This is a genomic window from Bordetella genomosp. 7, assembly GCF_002261415.1.
Classification (GTDB): Bacteria; Pseudomonadota; Gammaproteobacteria; order Burkholderiales; family Burkholderiaceae_B; genus Bordetella_A.
In genome coordinates this window covers 89,371-105,857 of record NZ_NEVI01000014.1, presented here as the reverse complement: position 1 = coordinate 105,857, position 16,487 = coordinate 89,371, and the positions used below count along the sequence as shown (strand labels likewise).

Genomic DNA, 16,487 nt, shown 5'->3' with positions numbered 1-16,487 from the left:
GGCGGGGCTTGCCCCCGCCGCTTAGCACCATGCCTGGCTTGAAAGTTGTTTCTCACGCGCGCCGCGCCCTGGCCACAGGGCTTGCGGCCTGCCTGCTGTGCGCGCAGGCGGCGGGCCCGGCCGATGCGGCGGGCCAGCCGTTCGGAAAGGCGCGCGAACGCGGCACGCTCGTGGTTGGCGTGCCATACCTGGCGCCGCCTGCGGCGGCAGGCGCCAAGGTGCGTACGCCCGAGCGCCTGGACACTGTTGCGGCGGCGCGCCTGGCCGAGCAGCTCGGCCTCGCCCTTGAAGTGGTGCAGATCCCGCCCGCGCGACAGGCCCAGGCGCTGGCCGACGGCGTGGTCGACGTGCTGCTCGCCGACCGTGTCGCGGACCAGTCTGCCCCCGCGTTGCAGGGCGACGGCACGGCCGTGGTGGCGGCGGGCTATGTGACGCGCCCCAAGGCGGTTATCCGCAGCGACACGCCGTTGCGCGACTGGAGCCAGGCAAAGGGCCTTACCGTATGCATGTCCACCGCTGCCTTTCAGGCGCAGGCGCTGGCCGCGACCTGGGGCGCAAAGGTGCAGACTCATCGGGTGCCGTCCGATGCGCTGGTGGCGGTACGGGAAGGCAGCTGCGATATCGGCCTGGTGGACGACACGGTGTGGGGCCCGTTGATGCAGTTCCCCGAATGGAAGAAGTTTTCGGCAACGCTGCCCGTCACCGGCCCGCAGGCGGAACTGGTATGGGTGGCCCGCAATGGCGATCAGGCCACGGCCCGCTGGCTGGCCGCCACCATGCGCCAATGGCGCAGCCAGGGCGTCTGGCAAGCCATGGCGCGCAAGTGGGCGCGCGACGTCGCGTTCGACGTTTATCTGGACCAGGAAGTCCCCGACTGCCACGGCTGACGGGCGGCGGGCGCCGGCCGCCTACAATCCCGGGGTATGAGCGAAACCCTGAGCGCGGCGAGCGCGCATCAAGAAGACATCAAGAAGAGCCGTTTCCAGGCTTACGCGGCGCCGGTGGCCAGCGTGGACGAAGCCATGGCGTTTTTTGCCGCGCACAGCGATCCGACGGCCACCCACAATTGCTGGGCTTACCGTATCGGGCAGGCTTATCGCTTCAATGACGATGGCGAGCCGGGCGGGACGGCCGGGCGCCCCATATTGCAGGCCATAGAGGGGCAGGGGCTGGATCGGGTCGCGGTGCTGGTGGTCAGGTGGTTCGGGGGCGTCAAGCTGGGCGCGGGCGGCCTGGTGCGGGCCTATGGCGGCTGCGCGGCACAATGCCTGCGCCTGGCGCCCCGCGTCCCGATTGTGGATATGGCCACCGTTACGTGCCGCTGCGAATACGCTGAACTGCCCTTGCTCAAGGCGCGCGTCGCGCAAGCCGGCGCGCAGGTGCAGGCCGAATCTTTTGGCGGCGAGGGCGCGTCGCTGGTGCTGCGGGTGCCGCGCGACGCGTTATCCAACGTGGAACAGATCGCCGCCGACGTTACGCGCGGCCGCGCCGGCTGGCAAGTCCGCGATTAGCCGGCGAGCCCGCAGGCGCCTATTTGTCGGTGTCGCCTTGGGCGGCGGCGATTTCCTGGTGCACCTTTTCCATGTCCACCGCCTTGATCTTCTCGAGCAGTTCCTGAAGCTGGCCGGCGGACAGGGCGCCGGGCTGCGAGAACATCAGCACTTGTTCACGGAACACCATCAGGGTGGGAATCGAGCGGATGCCCAGGGCGCCGGCCAGCTCCTGCTCTTCGTCGGTATTGACCTTGGCAAAGGTTACGTCGGTGTGGTCTTTGGCGGCTTGCTCGAATACGGGAGCGAAGCCGCGGCAGGGGCCGCACCAGGGCGCCCAGAAGTCCACGATCAGGGTGTTGTCGGGCGTGATGGCTTCCTGGAAGGATTCTTTGGTGAGTTCGAGAATGCTGCTCATGCTTGGCGTCCTTGCCGCCGAATGGGCGGCGTCGATGGCCGGATCGGCCGATTGGGCGGGCGCTTGCCGGGCGTCCGCGCGAAAATCCCGCCGCGGGGCGGGGGTGCGGGCCTACGCTGCGGCCTGGGCGGCTGCGTTTTGCTTCAGCGTAGCAAGTATTTCGTAAGAGCGCAGGCGATCGGCGTGGCGATAGAAATCGGAAACAATCATGACCTCGTCGGCCTCGGTCTGGGCGATCAGCGCCTGCAGACCGGCCTTGACGGTGGCAGGGCCTCCGACGATCGAGGCTGCCAGTTTCTGTTCCACTGCATGCTGCTCCCACTCGTTCCAGAGCCCGTCCATGCTGGCGACCGGGGGCTGCAGCTGCAGGCGGTTGCCGCGCACCAGCGACAGGAATTTCAATTGCTGGGTGGTGGCCAGGTAACGGGCGTGCTCGTCGGTGTCGGCGGCGATTACCGGCACGCCTATCATCGCGTAGGGGCGCGACAGCGTTGCCGATGGCTTGAACAGATGCCGGTACAGGCGCATGGCGGCCATGCCTTCGGGCGAGAAGTGGCCGGCGAACGAGAAGGGCAGCCCCAGTTCGGCTGCCAGGCGTGCGCTGAAGTCGCTGGAACCCAATAGCCAGATGGGGATGTCCAGGCCGGCGCCGGGAATGGCGCGCACGCTCTGGCCGGGGCGTTCCGGCGCCAGGAAGGCGCGCAGTTCGTCGAGCAGGGCAGGAAATTCCAGCCCGCTGCGCGGGCCGCGCCGCAAGGCGTGCTGTGTGGCGCCGTCGCTGCCCGGCGCGCGGCCCAGGCCCAGGTCGATGCGTCCGGGAAACAGGCTTTCCAGGGTGCCGAACTGTTCGGCGATGATCAGCGGGGCATGGTTGGGCAGCATGATGCCGCCCGAACCCACTCGCAGGGTACTGGTGCGGGCGGCAACGTGGCCGATGAGCACGGCGGTGGCGCTGCTGGCCACTCCGGTGATGTTGTGGTGTTCGGCGAGCCAGAACCGCTTGTATCCCCAGCGCTCGACGTGCTGGGCCAGGTCCACGGTGTTCTGGAACGCCTGAGCGGCAGTGCCGCCCTGCACGATGGGGGCAAGGTCCAGTACGGAAAACGGCACGCGGGCCAGATCGGTCATGGTGGTAAGGCTCCCGGAAGGCATGACAATAAAGCGCCCGAAGCCGGGCGCCTGTGCAATTTCCGGACAGTGTATCGGCGATTGCGCCGCAAGGCGCGATCAACCGCACTCTTGATCAGGTCGATAGAAACTGCCAATGGCCAAGGAAGTATGCACGGGCGGGTTGCTGTTGGCGCGCAGGCACGCAATCGCCATGCCGATGGACGCAGCGTCCGGCGTAGGCGCCGGCATGGCAACGACGGGCAGTGCAGTCCGGTGCGGCTCAGCTTCGTCCCATGCCCGACTTCCGCGGGGTACGTCAGGCGTCTGACCGCCGTAGAGTGCGTCAGGTGCCTGCCCCCCGTAGAGTGCGTCAGGTGTCTGACTCCCGAAGGGTGTCAGACATCGAGATGTCGGCCGAACTCACGGCGTTGATCGGCTTCCGTCAGATCGCCAGGTGTCTGACTCCCGTAGGGTGTCAGACATCGAGACACCGGTAAGCAGTCGCGGCCTTGTTCGGTTCTGGCGCCGTCCCGCGCCGTGGGGGCTTGCAGGGCGGCGCACGTGCGTCGGGCTCGGGCGCATGCAGGCGCCCTCGGCCGGCTGCGCCGGCTGCCCCGCCGCCCAACGCGCCGCCCCGCAAGCCCCCACGGCGCGGGACTGTGGCAAGAAAGCGATGGAGCGGTGTCGTTCTCGCGCGGGCGCGCATATCCGCCAGGTGTCTGACACCCGAAGGGAGTCAGACACCGCGATCAGGCACCACGACCAGCAAGCCTGGGTCTCGCCGACTTCGTCAGGTGTCTGACTCCCGAAGGGTGTCAGACATCGAGATCGAAGGGTGTCAGACACCGCGATCAGCCGCCCCGACCAGGAAGCCTGGGTCTCGCGGACTTCGTCAGGTGTCTGACTCCCGAAGGGTGTCAGACACCGAGACCGGTTCCCGCAGCGAGATGCACCCGCTTCATGCTCTATCCGTCACTCGGGGAAGAATGCGTACCGTATGACGAACAGCGCGGCCACCAGCCACGTGGCGGCATGGACTTCGCGGGCGCGGCCGGTGCAGGTCTTGAGCACGACGTAGCTGATGAACCCGAAGGCCAGCCCGTTGGCGATCGAATAGGTGAATGGCATGATCAGCGCCGTCAAAGCCGCGGGAGTGGCTTCGGACACTTCGTTCCAGTCGATATCGATCAGCTCGCGCATCATCAGGCCTGCCACATAGAGCAGGGCGGGCGCCGTGGCGTAGGCGGGCACCGAGCCGGCAAGCGGCGAAATGAACAGTGCGGCCAGGAACAGCACGCCGACCACCAGTGCCGTCAGGCCGGTGCGGCCGCCGGCTTGTACGCCCGAGGCGCTTTCGACATATGCGGTCGTGCTGCTGGTGCCCAGCACGGAGCCGGCCACGATGGCGGTGCTGTCTGCGAAGAGCGCGCGGCCCAGGCGGTTGGGGCGGTCTTCGGGCACCAGGCCTGCCCGCTTGGCCACGCCCATCAGCGTGCCGGTGGCGTCGAAGACTTCAACCAGCACGAACACCAGGATCACGTGCACGAAGCCCGTGTGCAGGGCGCCCATGATGTCCAGTTGCATGAACGTGGGCGCCAGGCTGGGCGGCGACGAGAAGACGCCGTGGAATTCGTTGTAGCCCAGGGCCATCGACAGCAGCGTGACGGCCAGGATGCCGATCAGGATGGCTCCGCGCACGCGCAATGCGTCCAGCGCTGCGATGATGAAGAACCCCAGAATGGCGAACAGCGGGCCGTGGCCGCGCAGGTCGCCCAAGGTTACCTTGGTAGCCGGATGCGCCACCACGATACCGGCGTTGGACAGCGCGATAATGGCCAGGAACAGCCCGATGCCGGCCGCGATGGCGCTGCGCAGCGAATGCGGAATGCCCTTGATCAGCCATCCGCGCGCGCCGGTAACGGTAAGCAGCAGGAAGATCACGCCGGAGATGAACACTGCGCCCAGCGCCTGTTCCCAGGTATAGCCCATGGTCTTGACCACGGTGAACGCGAAGAAGGCATTCAGGCCCATGCCAGGCGCCATCCCGATGGGCCAGTTGGCCACCAGCGCCATGATCAGAGTGCCCAGCGCGGCGGCCAGGCATGTGGCGACAAACACGGCATTACGGTCCATGCCGGTTGACGACAAGATATCCGGATTGACGAAGATGATGTAGGACATCGTCAGGAATGTCGTCAGGCCGGCGACGATCTCGGTACGGGCATTGGTACCGTGCTCGCGCAGTTTGAATAGCTTCTCCAGCATTTTTCGGTTCCCCGGTAATTGGTAGGCGCGGTGTTAGAAAGCCGCCATTTTCGCACCAGATGTAAACTTCCTGCCATGATCATCCTAGGCTTTGAAAGTTCGTGTGATGAAACCGGCGTGGCGGCCGTGTGCACCGAACGCGGTTTGCTCTCGCACGCGCTACATACCCAGATCGCCATGCATCAGGAATACGGCGGCGTGGTGCCCGAGCTCGCCTCGCGCGACCATATCCGCCGCACAGTGCCGCTGGCCCGCCAGGTGCTGGCCGATGCGGGCCTGGGCCTGCAGGATGTCGACGCGGTGGCCTACACGGCCGGGCCGGGCCTGGCCGGGGCCTTGCTGGTCGGCGCCAGTGTGGCGCAGGCATTTGCCTGGGCCCGCGGACTGCCTGCCATTCCCATTCATCACCTGGAAGGGCATTTGCTGTCGCCTCTGCTGGATGATCCGCGCCCCGATTTCCCTTTTGTGGCGCTGCTGGTGTCGGGCGGCCATACGCAGCTGATGCGTGTGGACGGCGTGGGCCGCTACGCCTTGCTGGGCGAAACCCTGGATGACGCGGCGGGCGAGGCGTTCGACAAGTCGGCCAAGCTGCTGGGCCTGGGGTACCCCGGCGGGCCGGCGCTGGCGCGCCTGGCGTCCCACGGCAATGCGCAGCGTTTCGTCCTGCCGCGCCCCATGCTGCACAGCGGCGACCTGGACTTCAGCTTCAGCGGCCTGAAAACCGCCGTCCTGACGCGGGTAAAAGAGGCCGAGCGCGACGGGGGCCTGGATGATGCCGCGCGCGCCGACCTGGCGGCGGCCACGCAGGCGGCGATCGTTGAAGTGCTGGTGGCCAAGTCCGCGCGCGCGCTCAAGCAGACGGGGCTGAAGCGCCTGGTGGTGGCCGGGGGGGTGGGCGCCAACGAACAGTTGCGCGAACAGCTCGCGCGCGCTTTGAAGCTCTTGGGCGCACGCGCCTATTTCCCGCCGCTGTCACTGTGCACCGACAATGGCGCCATGATCGCCTTTGCCGCGGCCGAGCGGGTCAAGGCGGGCCTGGCCACGCTGTGCCCCGGCCAGCACGCGTTTACCGTGCGGCCCCGCTGGGACCTGGCCGACATTGGCGCGGACGCGGCCCCCGCGCGCTAGGCTTTTTTGCGGCTGCCGATGCGGCTTTCGGTGCCGGCCATCAGCCGTGCAATATTGGCGCGATGCCGGTAGAACAGCAAAATGGTAATGACGCCCAGCGCCACGCCGATGGGCGCCTGGGCGTACCAGGCCACGCCGGAACCGAACAGGTAGTACACGGGCGCGAAAAACGCGGCCACCAGGGCGGCCAGCGACGAATAGCGGGTGAATACCGCCACGATCACCCAGGTGGCCGCGGTTGCCAGCGCCAGGCCGGGATGGATGGCCAGCAGGATGCCCAGGGCGGTCGCGACGCCCTTGCCACCCCGAAAGCCCAGGAACACCGGGTACAGATGGCCCAGAAAGGCGGCCAGCGCCACCATGGCGAAGGCGTTCCAGGTCAGGCCCGGCGCCAGCGCCTGCGCCAGCCACAGTGCAAACCAGCCCTTGGCGGCATCGCCCACGAGTGTCAGCGCGGCCGCGGCCTTGCTGCCCGAGCGCAGCACATTGGTGGCGCCAGGGTTCTTCGAGCCGTAGCTGCGCGGGTCTTTCAGGCCCATCAGCTTGCTGACCACCACCGCGAAGGGGATGGACCCGATCAGGTAGGCCAGGGCGACAAGCGCCGCGCTGAAGAAGAACGAAGGGGCTGTCTGCACCATGACTGAAGTCCGTTTTGATAGCTGATCGCTCGCATAGAGCTCGTGGCTGCGGATTCTACCGCGCAGCCCGCGGCGGCGTCTGCGGGTTATCCATAAGGCCAGACTGCGGCCCGGCTCCCGTGGTGTTCCGGACACTGGCCGGCAGCATTACGGCGGTACAATCGGTCGCGTTTCAATGAGTGCGCTTTCTTCTGGATGCACAATGCGGATTCTGGTTTCTAACGACGATGGCTATACGGCGCCAGGCCTGGAAGCCCTGGTTCAGGCCCTGCAGGGGCTGGGCGAACTGACTGTCGTGGCGCCCGAAACCAATCACAGCGGCGCCTCGAATTCGCTTACGCTGAATCGCCCGCTCACCGTGCGCACCGCCGCCAACGGCTTTGTGTGTGTCAACGGAACGCCTTCCGATTGTGTACACGTTGCGCTCACGGGCCTCATGGACGCCCGCCCCGACCTGGTGGTGTCGGGTATCAACAACGGCGCCAATATGGGCGACGACACCCTGTATTCCGGCACCGTGGCCGCTGCGGCCGAGGGATACCTGTTCGGCATCCCGGCCATCGCGTTCTCGCTGGTCGAAAAGGGCTGGCAACACATTGACGCGGCCGCCCGCATTGCGCGCCAGATCGTTGAAAGGCAGATCGCCCAACGCCTGGCCGCGCCCCTGCTGCTCAATGTCAATATCCCCAGCCTGCCGTACGAGGCCATCAGCGGCATCGAGGTCACGCGGCTGGGCAAGCGCCATCCGTCCGAGCCGGTGGTGCGCACCACCACGCCTTACGGAGATACGGTGTATTGGATCGGCCGCGTGGGCCTGGCCGCTGATGCCGCGCCCGGCACCGACTTTCATGCCGTGACGCAGGGCGCGGTGTCTATCACCCCGTTGCGCCTGGACCTGACACAGCACAGCCAGCTCGACGAAGTTCGGCAATGGGCGGAACCGCTATGCGCAAGCCAGTGACACCTCCCGGCGCCGCGCCGCGTCCGCGCCAGGCCCAGTATGGATCTACGGCGCTTGCGCCCGGCATTACCGCGGCCAACAGCAATACCCGCATCTCGCCCCCCACGCTGGCGCGGCCTGCGCCAGCCGGCGGGGCAGCAGGGCAGGGCGGCAACCTGGGGTTGAACTCCGACCGCCTGCGCCATGCCATGGTGCAGCGTCTGCGCAGCCAGGGCATCAGCGATGAGCGCGTACTCAATGCCATGGCCGCCGTGCCGCGCCACATTTTCGTCGACGAGGCGTTGGCCAGCCGGGCCTATGAAGACGCCGCGTTGCCTATCGGCCATTCTCAGACAATTTCACAGCCCTGGGTGGTGGCGCGCATGATCGCCGCCGCCTGCGAAGACCGTACGCCCACGCGCGTGCTCGAGGTCGGCGCAGGTTGCGGTTATCAAGCCGCGGTACTCGCGCAGTTCGTGCGCGATGTGCACGCCATCGAGCGCATCCGGGGTCTGTTCGAACTGGCCCGCACCCATCTGCGCGCCTTGCGGCTGACCACGCGCGTACGGCTGGTCCATGGCGACGGCATGCTGGGCCTGCCCGGCGCCGCGCCTTTCGATGCTATTGTTGTGGCTGCGGCCGGGCTGTCCATCCCTCAGGCGTTGCTGACGCAGCTGGCGATGGGCGGCCGTCTGATCGCACCCGAAGGCGGATCCAGCCAGCGGCTGGTGCTCATCGAACGTACGGGCGCCGCCAGCTGGAAGCGCACCGAGCTCGAAGCCGTCCGCTTCGTCCCGCTCAGGGCCGGAATACAATCTTGAGCTACCAGGAGAAACACATGCTCAACGGGCAGTTGCCACTGACCGAACTTTCTTATCCCGCGGTTCGCGCCGCGCGCTTGCCGCGAACCGCGCGGCTGGCGGGTATGTTCAGCCTGGCACTGCTGGCCGGGTGCTCGGTCAACAAGAACCGCGCCCCGGTCGTCGATCTCTCGAACCAGCCACCCGCGTCGGTGCAGCCGGGCGGCACGTATGTCGTCAAGCCGGGCGACACGCTATACCAGATTGCCCGGGCGCATAACCTGGGAATCGATGAGATCAAGCGCTGGAATAACATCAGCGACGCCAACCAGTTGTCGGTGGGGCAGGTGCTGAAATTGTCCGGCGGCGCGGCTGGCGCCAGCACGCCGCCCGCCACGCCGGTCACCCCTGCCGTGCCCGCCGAGCCCAAGCCGGTTCCGCTGGACCAGCCCGAGCCGCCCGCCACCGCTACGCCGCCTGCCGAGGCACCGGCCGCGGTGCCCACGCCGCCGCGCGCGTCGGACGCCAGCCTCATCAGCTGGGGCTGGCCGGCAAGCGGCCCCATCCTGCAAGCGTTCAGCAGCAGCACCAAAGGCATCGACATCGGCGGTTCGCTCGGCGATCCGGTGGCCGCCGCGGCCGACGGCAAGGTCATGTACAGCGGCAACGGCGTGCGCGGCCTGGGCAATCTCATCATCATCAACCACCAGAACGGTTTCATCACCGCCTACGCGCACAACCAGACGCTGCTGGTCAAGACCGGGCAAACCGTCAAGCGCGGCGCCAAGATCGCCGAAGTCGGCCAGAGCGACACCACGTCGCCCCGCCTGCATTTCGAGATTCGCCGCCAGGGCACGCCTGTCGACCCGCTGCAATATCTGCCGCCCCGATGACGCCCACGCTCGTGTTCGACCTCGAAACGCTGCCTGATGTCGACGGGCTGCGCAAGCTGAACGGCTGGGGTCCCGAAGTTCCCGACGCCGAAGTTGCAGAACGCGCCTTCCAGGCGCGCCGCGACACGGTGGGACACGATTTCCTGCCCCTGCACCTGCAGCGCGTGGCCGTCATCGGCTGCGTGTTCCGCGACGACCAGGGGTTTCGCGTCAAGACACTCGGCCAGCCGGGCGACTCCGAGGCCACGCTGCTCGGCCTGTTTTTCAAGACCATCGAACGCTACACCCCGCGCCTGGTCAGCTGGAACGGTTCGGGCTTCGACCTGCCGGTGCTGCACTATCGCAGCCTGATCCACGGCGTGCCCGCCCCGCGCTACTGGGATACCGGTGAAGACGACCGCGAGTTCAAGTTCAACAACTATCTGGGCCGATATCACAACCGCCACATCGACCTGATGGACTTGCTGGCCAAGTACAACGGCCGCGCCAATGCTCCGCTCGATGAATTGGCCAAGCTGTGCGGTTTTCCGGGCAAGCTGGGCATGGATGGCAGCCAGGTGTGGCCCGCATGGCAGCAGGGCAAGGCCGACGAGATCCGCGCCTACTGTGAAACCGACGTGGTCAACACCTGGCTGGTGTACTGCCGCTTCCGTTTCCTGCGCGGCGAACTCGACGCCGACGCATACCAGGCCGAAGTCCAGCTGGTACGCGACACCCTCGCGAGCAGCCAGGCCGCGCACTGGCGCGAGTACCTGGCGGCCTGGAACGCGGGCGGCTAGGGCGGCCGCAACCAACTGAAATATCGGGCGGGCTGCCAGTAACCCGCATGAAACCGGCCCGGCCGGACAATGGTCTCGCGTTCTACTTGAAGGAGACCTTTATGTCCCGAATCGCGATCCGTTCTACGCTTGCCGCCCTTGGCCTGGCCATGGCCGCCGCAGGCTTCACCGCTCCTGCGTTCGCGGCGCCCGATGCCGACGGCGCGCGCCATGACCAGCGCCACCATCGCGGCGGCAAACATGGCCATCACCATTTCGGCATGTACAAGGATGGATTCATGATCCCCGGTGTCGGCCCGCTTTCCAAGAAGCAGGTTGAAGCGCTGAAGCTCGACGCCAGCCAGAAGTCTGCTTTTGATGCCGCCCGGCAGTCCCAGGATGCGCTGCGCAAATCCATGCGCGAGGCCGGCGCCCAGCGTCACGACCTGCTCAAGAGCCAGCTGGCTGATGGCAAGCTTGACCCCCGGGCGCTCGTGGCCAGCGCCGATGAAGGCCGCGAGCAATTCCGCCAGCAGGCCGGCGAGGTTCAAGGCAAGTGGCTGGCCGCCTGGGATACCCTGAACGATGGCCAACGCAAGCAGGTGGCCGAATGGGTCAAGGCGCGTCACGACAAGATGCAGCAGCGCATCGCCAAGATGCAGGAAAGGCAGGCCAAGAGGCAAGAGCGCTCTGCCGCGCAGCCTGCTGCGGCCAGCGCGGCGCCGGCCAACTGACGTGCACGCGGGTGTGCTGCGCAGACGCGCAGCACCTGCCGGCGGGCGGCCCTATGGGCCGCTTTTTTTTCGCGCGAGGCCGGCATCTGGCGGCATGCCCCGGACCGGCGCAAGCCCGGCCGGCGGATTGCTCCGAGAATGTGCGTGCAGCCCCGATACGGTGCATGGCAGCGCTGCGGCAAGCCTGGCGACACGGCGCATGCAGCATGTCCGGAGTTGGCATGAAAGGTGCTTTGTGAACAGGGCCAGTGGCGCTTCACCGGGGCGCCACGGAAACACCAGACCGGCAGTCCCGCCGGCGTTCCGGACCTTTCCGCACAGGATACGCATCCATGAAACGCACGCTGCTTGCCTTGCCTCTGGCGCTTTGCGCCGCATTCGCCGCCACTTCATACGCCGAAACCGACCTGGGCGCGGGCTTCTCGCTCAGCGGCAACGCCACCATCGTCAACGACTACCGTTTCCGCGGATACTCGCAGACCAACTTCCGTCCCGCCGTGCAGGTGGGTTTCGATCTGTCCCACAGTTCGGGCTTTTATGTGGGCAACTGGAACTCGAATGTGTCCGACTACGTGTTTCCGGAAGGCAACCTGGAAATGGACTTCTACGGAGGCTGGAAGGGCGAGGTGGGGCACGGAATCGGCCTTGACGTAGGCGCCCTCTATTACTACTACCCCGGTTCCTCGTCGCCCAAGGGCGGCAACTACAACAACACGGATCTGTACGTCGGGCTCAGCTACGGCTCTTACTCGCTGAAGTATTCGTACACGCCAAGCGATTTCTTCAGCACGCCCGACACGAAGGGCACGTGGTATCTGGACGGCACCGCCAATTTCGACCTGGGCGAAGGCTGGGGCCTGGTGGCGCACGTGGGCTACCAGAAGCTGAAGAAGCAGCAGAACATGGATGGCGATTCCATCGGCCATTATGTGGACTACAAGCTGGGGGTCACCAAAGACCTCAATGGCTGGGTACTGGGGCTGGCCGCCGTAGGGGCGAGCGAAGACAACTGGCTGCCCACCAAGAACGGCCACCCGTCGGGGCGGCTGGGCGCGGTGTTCTCCGTCAGCCGCAGCTTCTAGACGTCGCGCGCGCAGCACTTCGGCTTCTTTTACAATGCCCGGTTGCCCGAATCAGCCTGGACTTACCCAAGATGGCCGAAGTACTGAATATCGAATCCCTGGACCTGGAGGCCCGGGGAATCGCCCACCGCGATGGCAAAGCCATATTTGTCGAAGGCGCATTGCCCGGCGAGCGCGTCACTGCAGAAACCGTCAGGCGCAAGCCGTCGTATGAAATCGCCCGCGTCCAGGATGTCCTGCGCCCGTCACCGCTGCGGGTAGCGCCGCGCTGCCCGCATTTCGGCGTGTGCGGCGGCTGTGCCATGCAGCACCTGGAACCCAGCGCGCAAGTGGCCATCAAGCAACGCGCCCTGGAAGACACTTTCTGGCACGTAGGCCGGTTGCGGCCGGCGCGCATGCTGGCGCCGCTGCACGGGCCCACGTGGGGCTATCGATATCGCGCCCGCCTGTCGGTACGCGTCGTGCCCAAGAAGGGCGGAGTGCTGGTTGGGTTTCACGAACGCAAGAGCAGTTACGTGGCCGATATGCGCGAATGCCACGTCCTGCCGCCCCACGTCAGCGATCTGTTGATGCCATTGCGCGGCATGATCGCGCAGATGTCCGTGCCCACCCGCCTGCCGCAAATTGAAGTGTCGCTGGGCGAGGGCGTCACGGTATTGGTGCTGCGCCACCTCGAGCCGCTCGTGGATGCCGACATCGCGGTGCTGCGGCAGTTTGCCGAACGCTACGATGTCCAGTGGTGGCTGCAACCCAAGGGGCCCGACACGGTGCACCCGCTTGATCCCGCCCATGCGGATACGCTGGCTTACACGATGCCCGAGTTCGGCCTGCGCATGCCGTATCGCCCCACCGACTTTACGCAGGTCAACCATGCCATCAACCGCGCGATGGTGTCGCGCGCGCTCAACCTGCTTGGCACGCAGCCCGGCGACCGGGTGGCCGATCTGTTCTGCGGGCTGGGCAACTTCACCCTGCCGCTGGCCACGCGTGCGCGGGAAGTGGTGGGTGTAGAGGGCAGCAAGGCGCTTACCGACCGTGCGTTGGACGCCGCCCGCCGGCACGGCCTGTCCGAACGCACCCGCTTCGCCACACTCAACTTGTTCGAGGTGGATGTGGCGTGGCTGCGCGGGCTGGGTCACTTCGATCGCATGCTCATCGACCCGCCGCGCGAAGGCGCGCAGGCCGTGGCGCGGGCGCTGGCCGTGCTCGGCCCGGACGAGCGCCCGCACCGCATTGTCTACGTGTCGTGCAACCCCGCCACGCTGGCCCGGGATGCGGCCATCATGGTCCACGAGGGCGGGTATGCGCTCAAGAGCGCGGGCGTGATCAACATGTTCCCGCACACCGGCCATGTCGAGTCCATCGCGGTGTTCGAATCCTTGCCCGCCCACGAGGTGCTGGCGGCCCAGCAACGGGCGCGCAGCAAGGCGGAATCCGAAGCGGAATCCGAAGCGGAATCCGAGGCGGCCGGCGTCTAGGCCTGTATCAGGTTCCTTTCCGGGTAAGCAGGCGCCGCCAGCGGCGGCCCCGCCGCCCGGTCAGGCGGCGGGGCCGCCCAGCTCGTCGATGATGGGGCAGGTGGGCCGGCCATCGCCATGGCAGTGCTGCGCCAGGTGGCGCAATGTGTCGGCCATTTGCTGCAGCTCGGCCGCCTTGCGTTCCAGGCCCGCCACGTGGTCCAGGGCGATGCGCTTGACGTCGGCGCTGGCGCGGTTGCGGTCACGCCACAAGGCCAGCAGTTCATGCATCTGTTCCACCGAGAATCCCAGGTCGCGGGCTCGCCGGATGAAGCGCAGCGTATGCAGGTCGGCATCGCCGTACACCCGGTAGCCCGACTCGGTGCGGGTGGCCGGTCCGATAAGGCCGATGCTCTCGTAATAGCGGATCATCTTGGCAGAAATGCCGCAGGCTTTCGCGGCTTGTCCGATATTCATGCCCGTGGCTCCGTTGCGTGCTGCGCCCGCCCGCGTGCGGCGGCGCCGTAACCGCGCAGGCGCAGCGCGTTGCCCAGCACGAACACGCTCGACAGCGCCATGGCGCCCGCGGCAAACATGGGCGACAGTTGCAGGCCGAAGGCGGGATACAGCGCACCCGCGGCCACGGGTATCAAGGCCGCGTTGTAGGCAAAGGCCCAGAACAGGTTCTGACGGATATTGGCCAGCGTCGCGCGGCTCAGCCCGATTGCATCGGGTACGCCGCGCAGGTCATCGGCCATCAGCACGACCGACGCCGCTTCGATGGCCACGTCGGTGCCCGTGCCGATCGCGATGCCGATATCGGCAGCCGCCAGCGCAGGCGCGTCGTTGATGCCGTCGCCCACGAACGCCAGCCGCTTGCCGCCCGTACGCAGCGCATCGATGGCTTGCACTTTGCCATCGGGCAGCACTTCGGCCCGCACCTCGTCGATGTCCAGCTGGCGCGCCACGGCCCGGGCGGTCGAGGCGTTGTCGCCGGTGATCATGGCAGTCTGGATGCCCATCGCGTGCAGGGCGGCAATCGCCTCGACAGCAGAGGGCTTGAGCGGATCGCTCACGGCCAGCAACGTGGCCGCGGCGCCATCGATTGCCACATATACGGGCGTCTTGCCGGCTTCGCCCCACTGCGCCGCCAGGTCAGCGAACATCGACGCGTCGACGTTTTCCTGGCGCATCAGTCGCGCCGCTCCGGCAATGATGCTGCGGCCCTCGACGGTGGCTCGCACGCCGGCGCCCGTCACGGCGTGGAATTCCGAGGCGCGCAGCGTGGGCACCCGGCGTTCGCCGGCGGCCTGCACGATGGCCCGTGCGATGGGGTGTTCGGATCGCTGCTGCACCGCCGCCAGCCAGCTCAATACCTGCTCGGCGTCAAAACCCGGCGCGGCGTGCAGGTCTGTAAGCACCGGTTTGCCCAGTGTCAGCGTGCCGGTCTTGTCGAAGGCCACGATGTCTACGTCGCGCAACGATTGCAGCGCGTCGCCCTGGCGGAACAATACGCCCATGTCCGCGCCGCGCCCTGTGCCCACCATGATCGACGTCGGCGTGGCCAGGCCCATCGCGCACGGGCACGCAATGATCAGCACGGCAACCGCATTGACAAGCGCGTGCGTGAGCGCTGGCGCTGGCCCCCAGGCCAGCCAGGCAAGGAAGGTCAGGAGGGCGGTCGCCATGACCGCGGGCACGAACCAGGCCGTGACCTGATCGACCAGCGCCTGGATGGGCAGCCTGGCCCCCTGGGCTGCCTGCACCATGCGGATGATGCGCGCCAGCATGGTGTCGGCGCCCGTATGCGTTACGCGCATCGTGAAGCTGCCCGAGGTATTCAACGTGCCGCCGGTGGCGCGCATGCCGGCGCCTTTCTCGACCGGCATGGGTTCGCCGGTCAGCATCGATTCGTCGATGTAGGAATTGCCTTCGATGATGTCGCCGTCGATGGGAATTTTTTCGCCTGGACGCACCAGCACGAGTTCGCCGCGGCGCACCTGTTCGATGGGCACGTCCTGCGGCTGCTCGCCGCGCATTACGCGGGCGGTGCGCGGCTGCAGTCCCACCAGGCGCTTGATGGCCGCGCCGGTGCGCCCTTTGGCGCGAGCCTCGAGCATGCGCCCCAGCAGGATCAGGGTCACGATCACCGCGGCGGCCTCGAAGTACACGTGTCGCGCGTTGTCGGGCAGCCATTGCGGCATGAAGGTGGCCACGCTGGAATACGCCCAGGCGGCCCCGGCGCCCAGCGCAACGAGCGAGTTCATCTCGGGGGCTAGGCGCCCCAACGCGGCCAGCCCCTTGATAAAGAACACGCGGCCCGGCCAGGCCAGCACCAGGGTCGTCAAGACAAACTGCAGCAGCCAGCTGTTGCGCGTGCCTAGGGTGGCGGCCACCCAGTGATGCAGCGCCGGAACTGCGTGCCCGCCCATTTCCAGCACAAAAACCGGCAGGGTCAGCACCAAGGCAATCAGGAAAGCGCGGCGCAGTTCGCGCGCCTCGTCGGTGCGGGCCTGTTCTTGCATCGCGGCCGTGTCGTCGCCGGCCGTAACAGGTCGCGCCGCATAACCCAAGCGGGTCACTGCCGCCACCAGCGCCTGCGCATCGGCATCGCGCCCGTGCTGCACCTGGGCACGTTCGGTCGCCAGGTTGACATGGGCCGCTCCCACGCCAGGTACCGCCGCAAGCGCCTTTTCGACGCGCTTGACGCAAGAGGCGCAGGTCATGCCTTCGATGGCGAGTTCGGTGTGCAGGGTGGCAGGGGAAGTCATGCA

The 16,487-nt window shown here is 67.0% G+C and carries 16 protein-coding genes; 10 read left to right on the top strand and 6 right to left on the bottom strand.

Annotated features, from left to right (window positions below):
* Window positions 1-38 precede the first annotated feature (38 nt).
* Both CAL18_RS07440 and CAL18_RS07435 read left to right on the top strand, forming a co-directional pair.
* On the top strand, window positions 39-887 hold the full coding sequence (locus tag CAL18_RS07440; RefSeq protein WP_432759136.1) for an ABC transporter substrate-binding protein: 849 nt from the start codon (window positions 39-41) through the stop codon (window positions 885-887).
* 36 nt (window positions 888-923) lie between these two features.
* Window positions 924-1,511, top strand: a complete 588-nt coding sequence (locus CAL18_RS07435; protein ID WP_026637904.1) for an IMPACT family protein — start codon at window positions 924-926, stop codon at window positions 1,509-1,511.
* A gap of 19 nt (window positions 1,512-1,530) precedes the next feature.
* Here CAL18_RS07435 and trxA read toward each other — a convergent pair whose 3' ends face one another.
* The 3 genes from trxA to CAL18_RS07420 form a co-directional block, all read right to left on the bottom strand.
* On the bottom strand, window positions 1,531-1,908 hold the full coding sequence (gene trxA / locus CAL18_RS07430; protein ID WP_026637903.1) for a thioredoxin: 378 nt from the start codon (window positions 1,906-1,908) through the stop codon (window positions 1,531-1,533).
* 111 nt (window positions 1,909-2,019) lie between these two features.
* Window positions 2,020-3,036 (bottom strand): LLM class flavin-dependent oxidoreductase, encoded by a 1,017-nt coding sequence (locus CAL18_RS07425; RefSeq protein ID WP_094796599.1) that lies wholly within the window; start codon window positions 3,034-3,036, stop codon window positions 2,020-2,022.
* A gap of 954 nt (window positions 3,037-3,990) precedes the next feature.
* Entirely contained in the window at window positions 3,991-5,283 is a 1,293-nt protein-coding gene (locus CAL18_RS07420) for an NCS2 family permease (RefSeq protein WP_026637901.1), read from the bottom strand.
* 75 nt (window positions 5,284-5,358) lie between these two features.
* Here CAL18_RS07420 and tsaD point away from each other — a divergent pair, with 75 nt between their 5' ends.
* Window positions 5,359-6,411, top strand: coding sequence for a tRNA (adenosine(37)-N6)-threonylcarbamoyltransferase complex transferase subunit TsaD (gene tsaD / locus CAL18_RS07415; RefSeq protein ID WP_094817624.1), 1,053 nt, complete (start codon window positions 5,359-5,361; stop codon window positions 6,409-6,411).
* Here the strand turns inward: tsaD and plsY are convergent.
* Window positions 6,408-7,049: a glycerol-3-phosphate 1-O-acyltransferase PlsY gene (plsY, locus tag CAL18_RS07410; RefSeq protein WP_026637899.1), complete on the bottom strand. Its 642-nt coding sequence runs from the start codon at window positions 7,047-7,049 to the stop codon at window positions 6,408-6,410. The genes tsaD and plsY overlap by 4 nt on opposite strands.
* A 202-nt stretch (window positions 7,050-7,251) precedes the next feature.
* Here plsY and surE point away from each other — a divergent pair, with 202 nt between their 5' ends.
* The 7 genes from surE to rlmD all read left to right on the top strand — a co-directional run bounded on the left by surE (window position 7,252) and on the right by rlmD (window position 13,734).
* Complete coding sequence (gene surE, locus CAL18_RS07405) at window positions 7,252-8,010, top strand: 5'/3'-nucleotidase SurE (protein ID WP_026637898.1); 759 nt, start codon at window positions 7,252-7,254, stop codon at window positions 8,008-8,010.
* Entirely contained in the window at window positions 7,995-8,810 is an 816-nt protein-coding gene (locus CAL18_RS07400) for a protein-L-isoaspartate(D-aspartate) O-methyltransferase (protein WP_249278386.1), read from the top strand. Before surE ends, CAL18_RS07400 begins: the two co-directional genes overlap by 16 nt.
* 17 nt (window positions 8,811-8,827) lie before the next feature.
* Window positions 8,828-9,682 (top strand): peptidoglycan DD-metalloendopeptidase family protein, encoded by an 855-nt coding sequence (locus tag CAL18_RS07395; protein ID WP_094817623.1) that lies wholly within the window; start codon window positions 8,828-8,830, stop codon window positions 9,680-9,682.
* Entirely contained in the window at window positions 9,679-10,461 is a 783-nt protein-coding gene (locus tag CAL18_RS07390) for a 3'-5' exonuclease (protein ID WP_026637895.1), read from the top strand. The genes CAL18_RS07395 and CAL18_RS07390 overlap by 4 nt, the downstream gene beginning before the upstream one ends.
* A gap of 101 nt (window positions 10,462-10,562) precedes the next feature.
* A complete protein-coding gene (locus CAL18_RS07385) occupies window positions 10,563-11,174 on the top strand; it encodes a hypothetical protein (protein ID WP_094817622.1) in 612 nt (203 codons plus the stop codon).
* Window positions 11,175-11,506: 332 nt separating this feature from the next.
* The gene (locus CAL18_RS07380) at window positions 11,507-12,256 is read left to right on the top strand and encodes a TorF family putative porin (RefSeq protein ID WP_026637893.1); all 750 of its coding nucleotides are present in this window, start codon (window positions 11,507-11,509) and stop codon (window positions 12,254-12,256) included.
* A gap of 71 nt (window positions 12,257-12,327) precedes the next feature.
* The gene (gene rlmD, locus CAL18_RS07375) at window positions 12,328-13,734 is read left to right on the top strand and encodes a 23S rRNA (uracil(1939)-C(5))-methyltransferase RlmD (RefSeq protein WP_094817621.1); all 1,407 of its coding nucleotides are present in this window, start codon (window positions 12,328-12,330) and stop codon (window positions 13,732-13,734) included.
* Between the two features lie 60 nt (window positions 13,735-13,794).
* Here the strand turns inward: rlmD and cueR are convergent, their stop codons facing one another.
* Window positions 13,795-14,190 (bottom strand): Cu(I)-responsive transcriptional regulator, encoded by a 396-nt coding sequence (gene cueR, locus CAL18_RS07370; protein WP_094796593.1) that lies wholly within the window; start codon window positions 14,188-14,190, stop codon window positions 13,795-13,797.
* Complete coding sequence (locus tag CAL18_RS07365; RefSeq protein WP_094817620.1) at window positions 14,187-16,484, bottom strand: heavy metal translocating P-type ATPase; 2,298 nt, start codon at window positions 16,482-16,484, stop codon at window positions 14,187-14,189. The genes cueR and CAL18_RS07365 overlap by 4 nt, the downstream gene beginning before the upstream one ends.
* Between the last annotated feature and the right edge of the window lie 3 nt (window positions 16,485-16,487).

Coding starts and splice junctions, on each gene's coding strand:
- CAL18_RS07435 (WP_026637904.1), top strand. CDS start 924: ATGAGCGAAACCCTGAGCGCGGCGAGCGCGCATCAAGAAGACATCAAG.
- trxA (WP_026637903.1), bottom strand. CDS start 1,908: ATGAGCAGCATTCTCGAACTCACCAAAGAATCCTTCCAGGAAGCCATC.
- CAL18_RS07425 (WP_094796599.1), bottom strand. CDS start 3,036: ATGACCGATCTGGCCCGCGTGCCGTTTTCCGTACTGGACCTTGCCCCC.
- CAL18_RS07420 (WP_026637901.1), bottom strand. CDS start 5,283: ATGCTGGAGAAGCTATTCAAACTGCGCGAGCACGGTACCAATGCCCGT.
- tsaD (WP_094817624.1), top strand. CDS start 5,359: ATGATCATCCTAGGCTTTGAAAGTTCGTGTGATGAAACCGGCGTGGCG.
- plsY (WP_026637899.1), bottom strand. CDS start 7,049: ATGGTGCAGACAGCCCCTTCGTTCTTCTTCAGCGCGGCGCTTGTCGCC.
- surE (WP_026637898.1), top strand. CDS start 7,252: ATGCGGATTCTGGTTTCTAACGACGATGGCTATACGGCGCCAGGCCTG.
- CAL18_RS07400 (WP_249278386.1), top strand. CDS start 7,995: ATGCGCAAGCCAGTGACACCTCCCGGCGCCGCGCCGCGTCCGCGCCAG.
- CAL18_RS07395 (WP_094817623.1), top strand. CDS start 8,828: ATGCTCAACGGGCAGTTGCCACTGACCGAACTTTCTTATCCCGCGGTT.
- CAL18_RS07390 (WP_026637895.1), top strand. CDS start 9,679: ATGACGCCCACGCTCGTGTTCGACCTCGAAACGCTGCCTGATGTCGAC.
- CAL18_RS07385 (WP_094817622.1), top strand. CDS start 10,563: ATGTCCCGAATCGCGATCCGTTCTACGCTTGCCGCCCTTGGCCTGGCC.
- CAL18_RS07380 (WP_026637893.1), top strand. CDS start 11,507: ATGAAACGCACGCTGCTTGCCTTGCCTCTGGCGCTTTGCGCCGCATTC.
- rlmD (WP_094817621.1), top strand. CDS start 12,328: ATGGCCGAAGTACTGAATATCGAATCCCTGGACCTGGAGGCCCGGGGA.
- cueR (WP_094796593.1), bottom strand. CDS start 14,190: ATGAATATCGGACAAGCCGCGAAAGCCTGCGGCATTTCTGCCAAGATG.
- CAL18_RS07365 (WP_094817620.1), bottom strand. CDS start 16,484: ATGACTTCCCCTGCCACCCTGCACACCGAACTCGCCATCGAAGGCATG.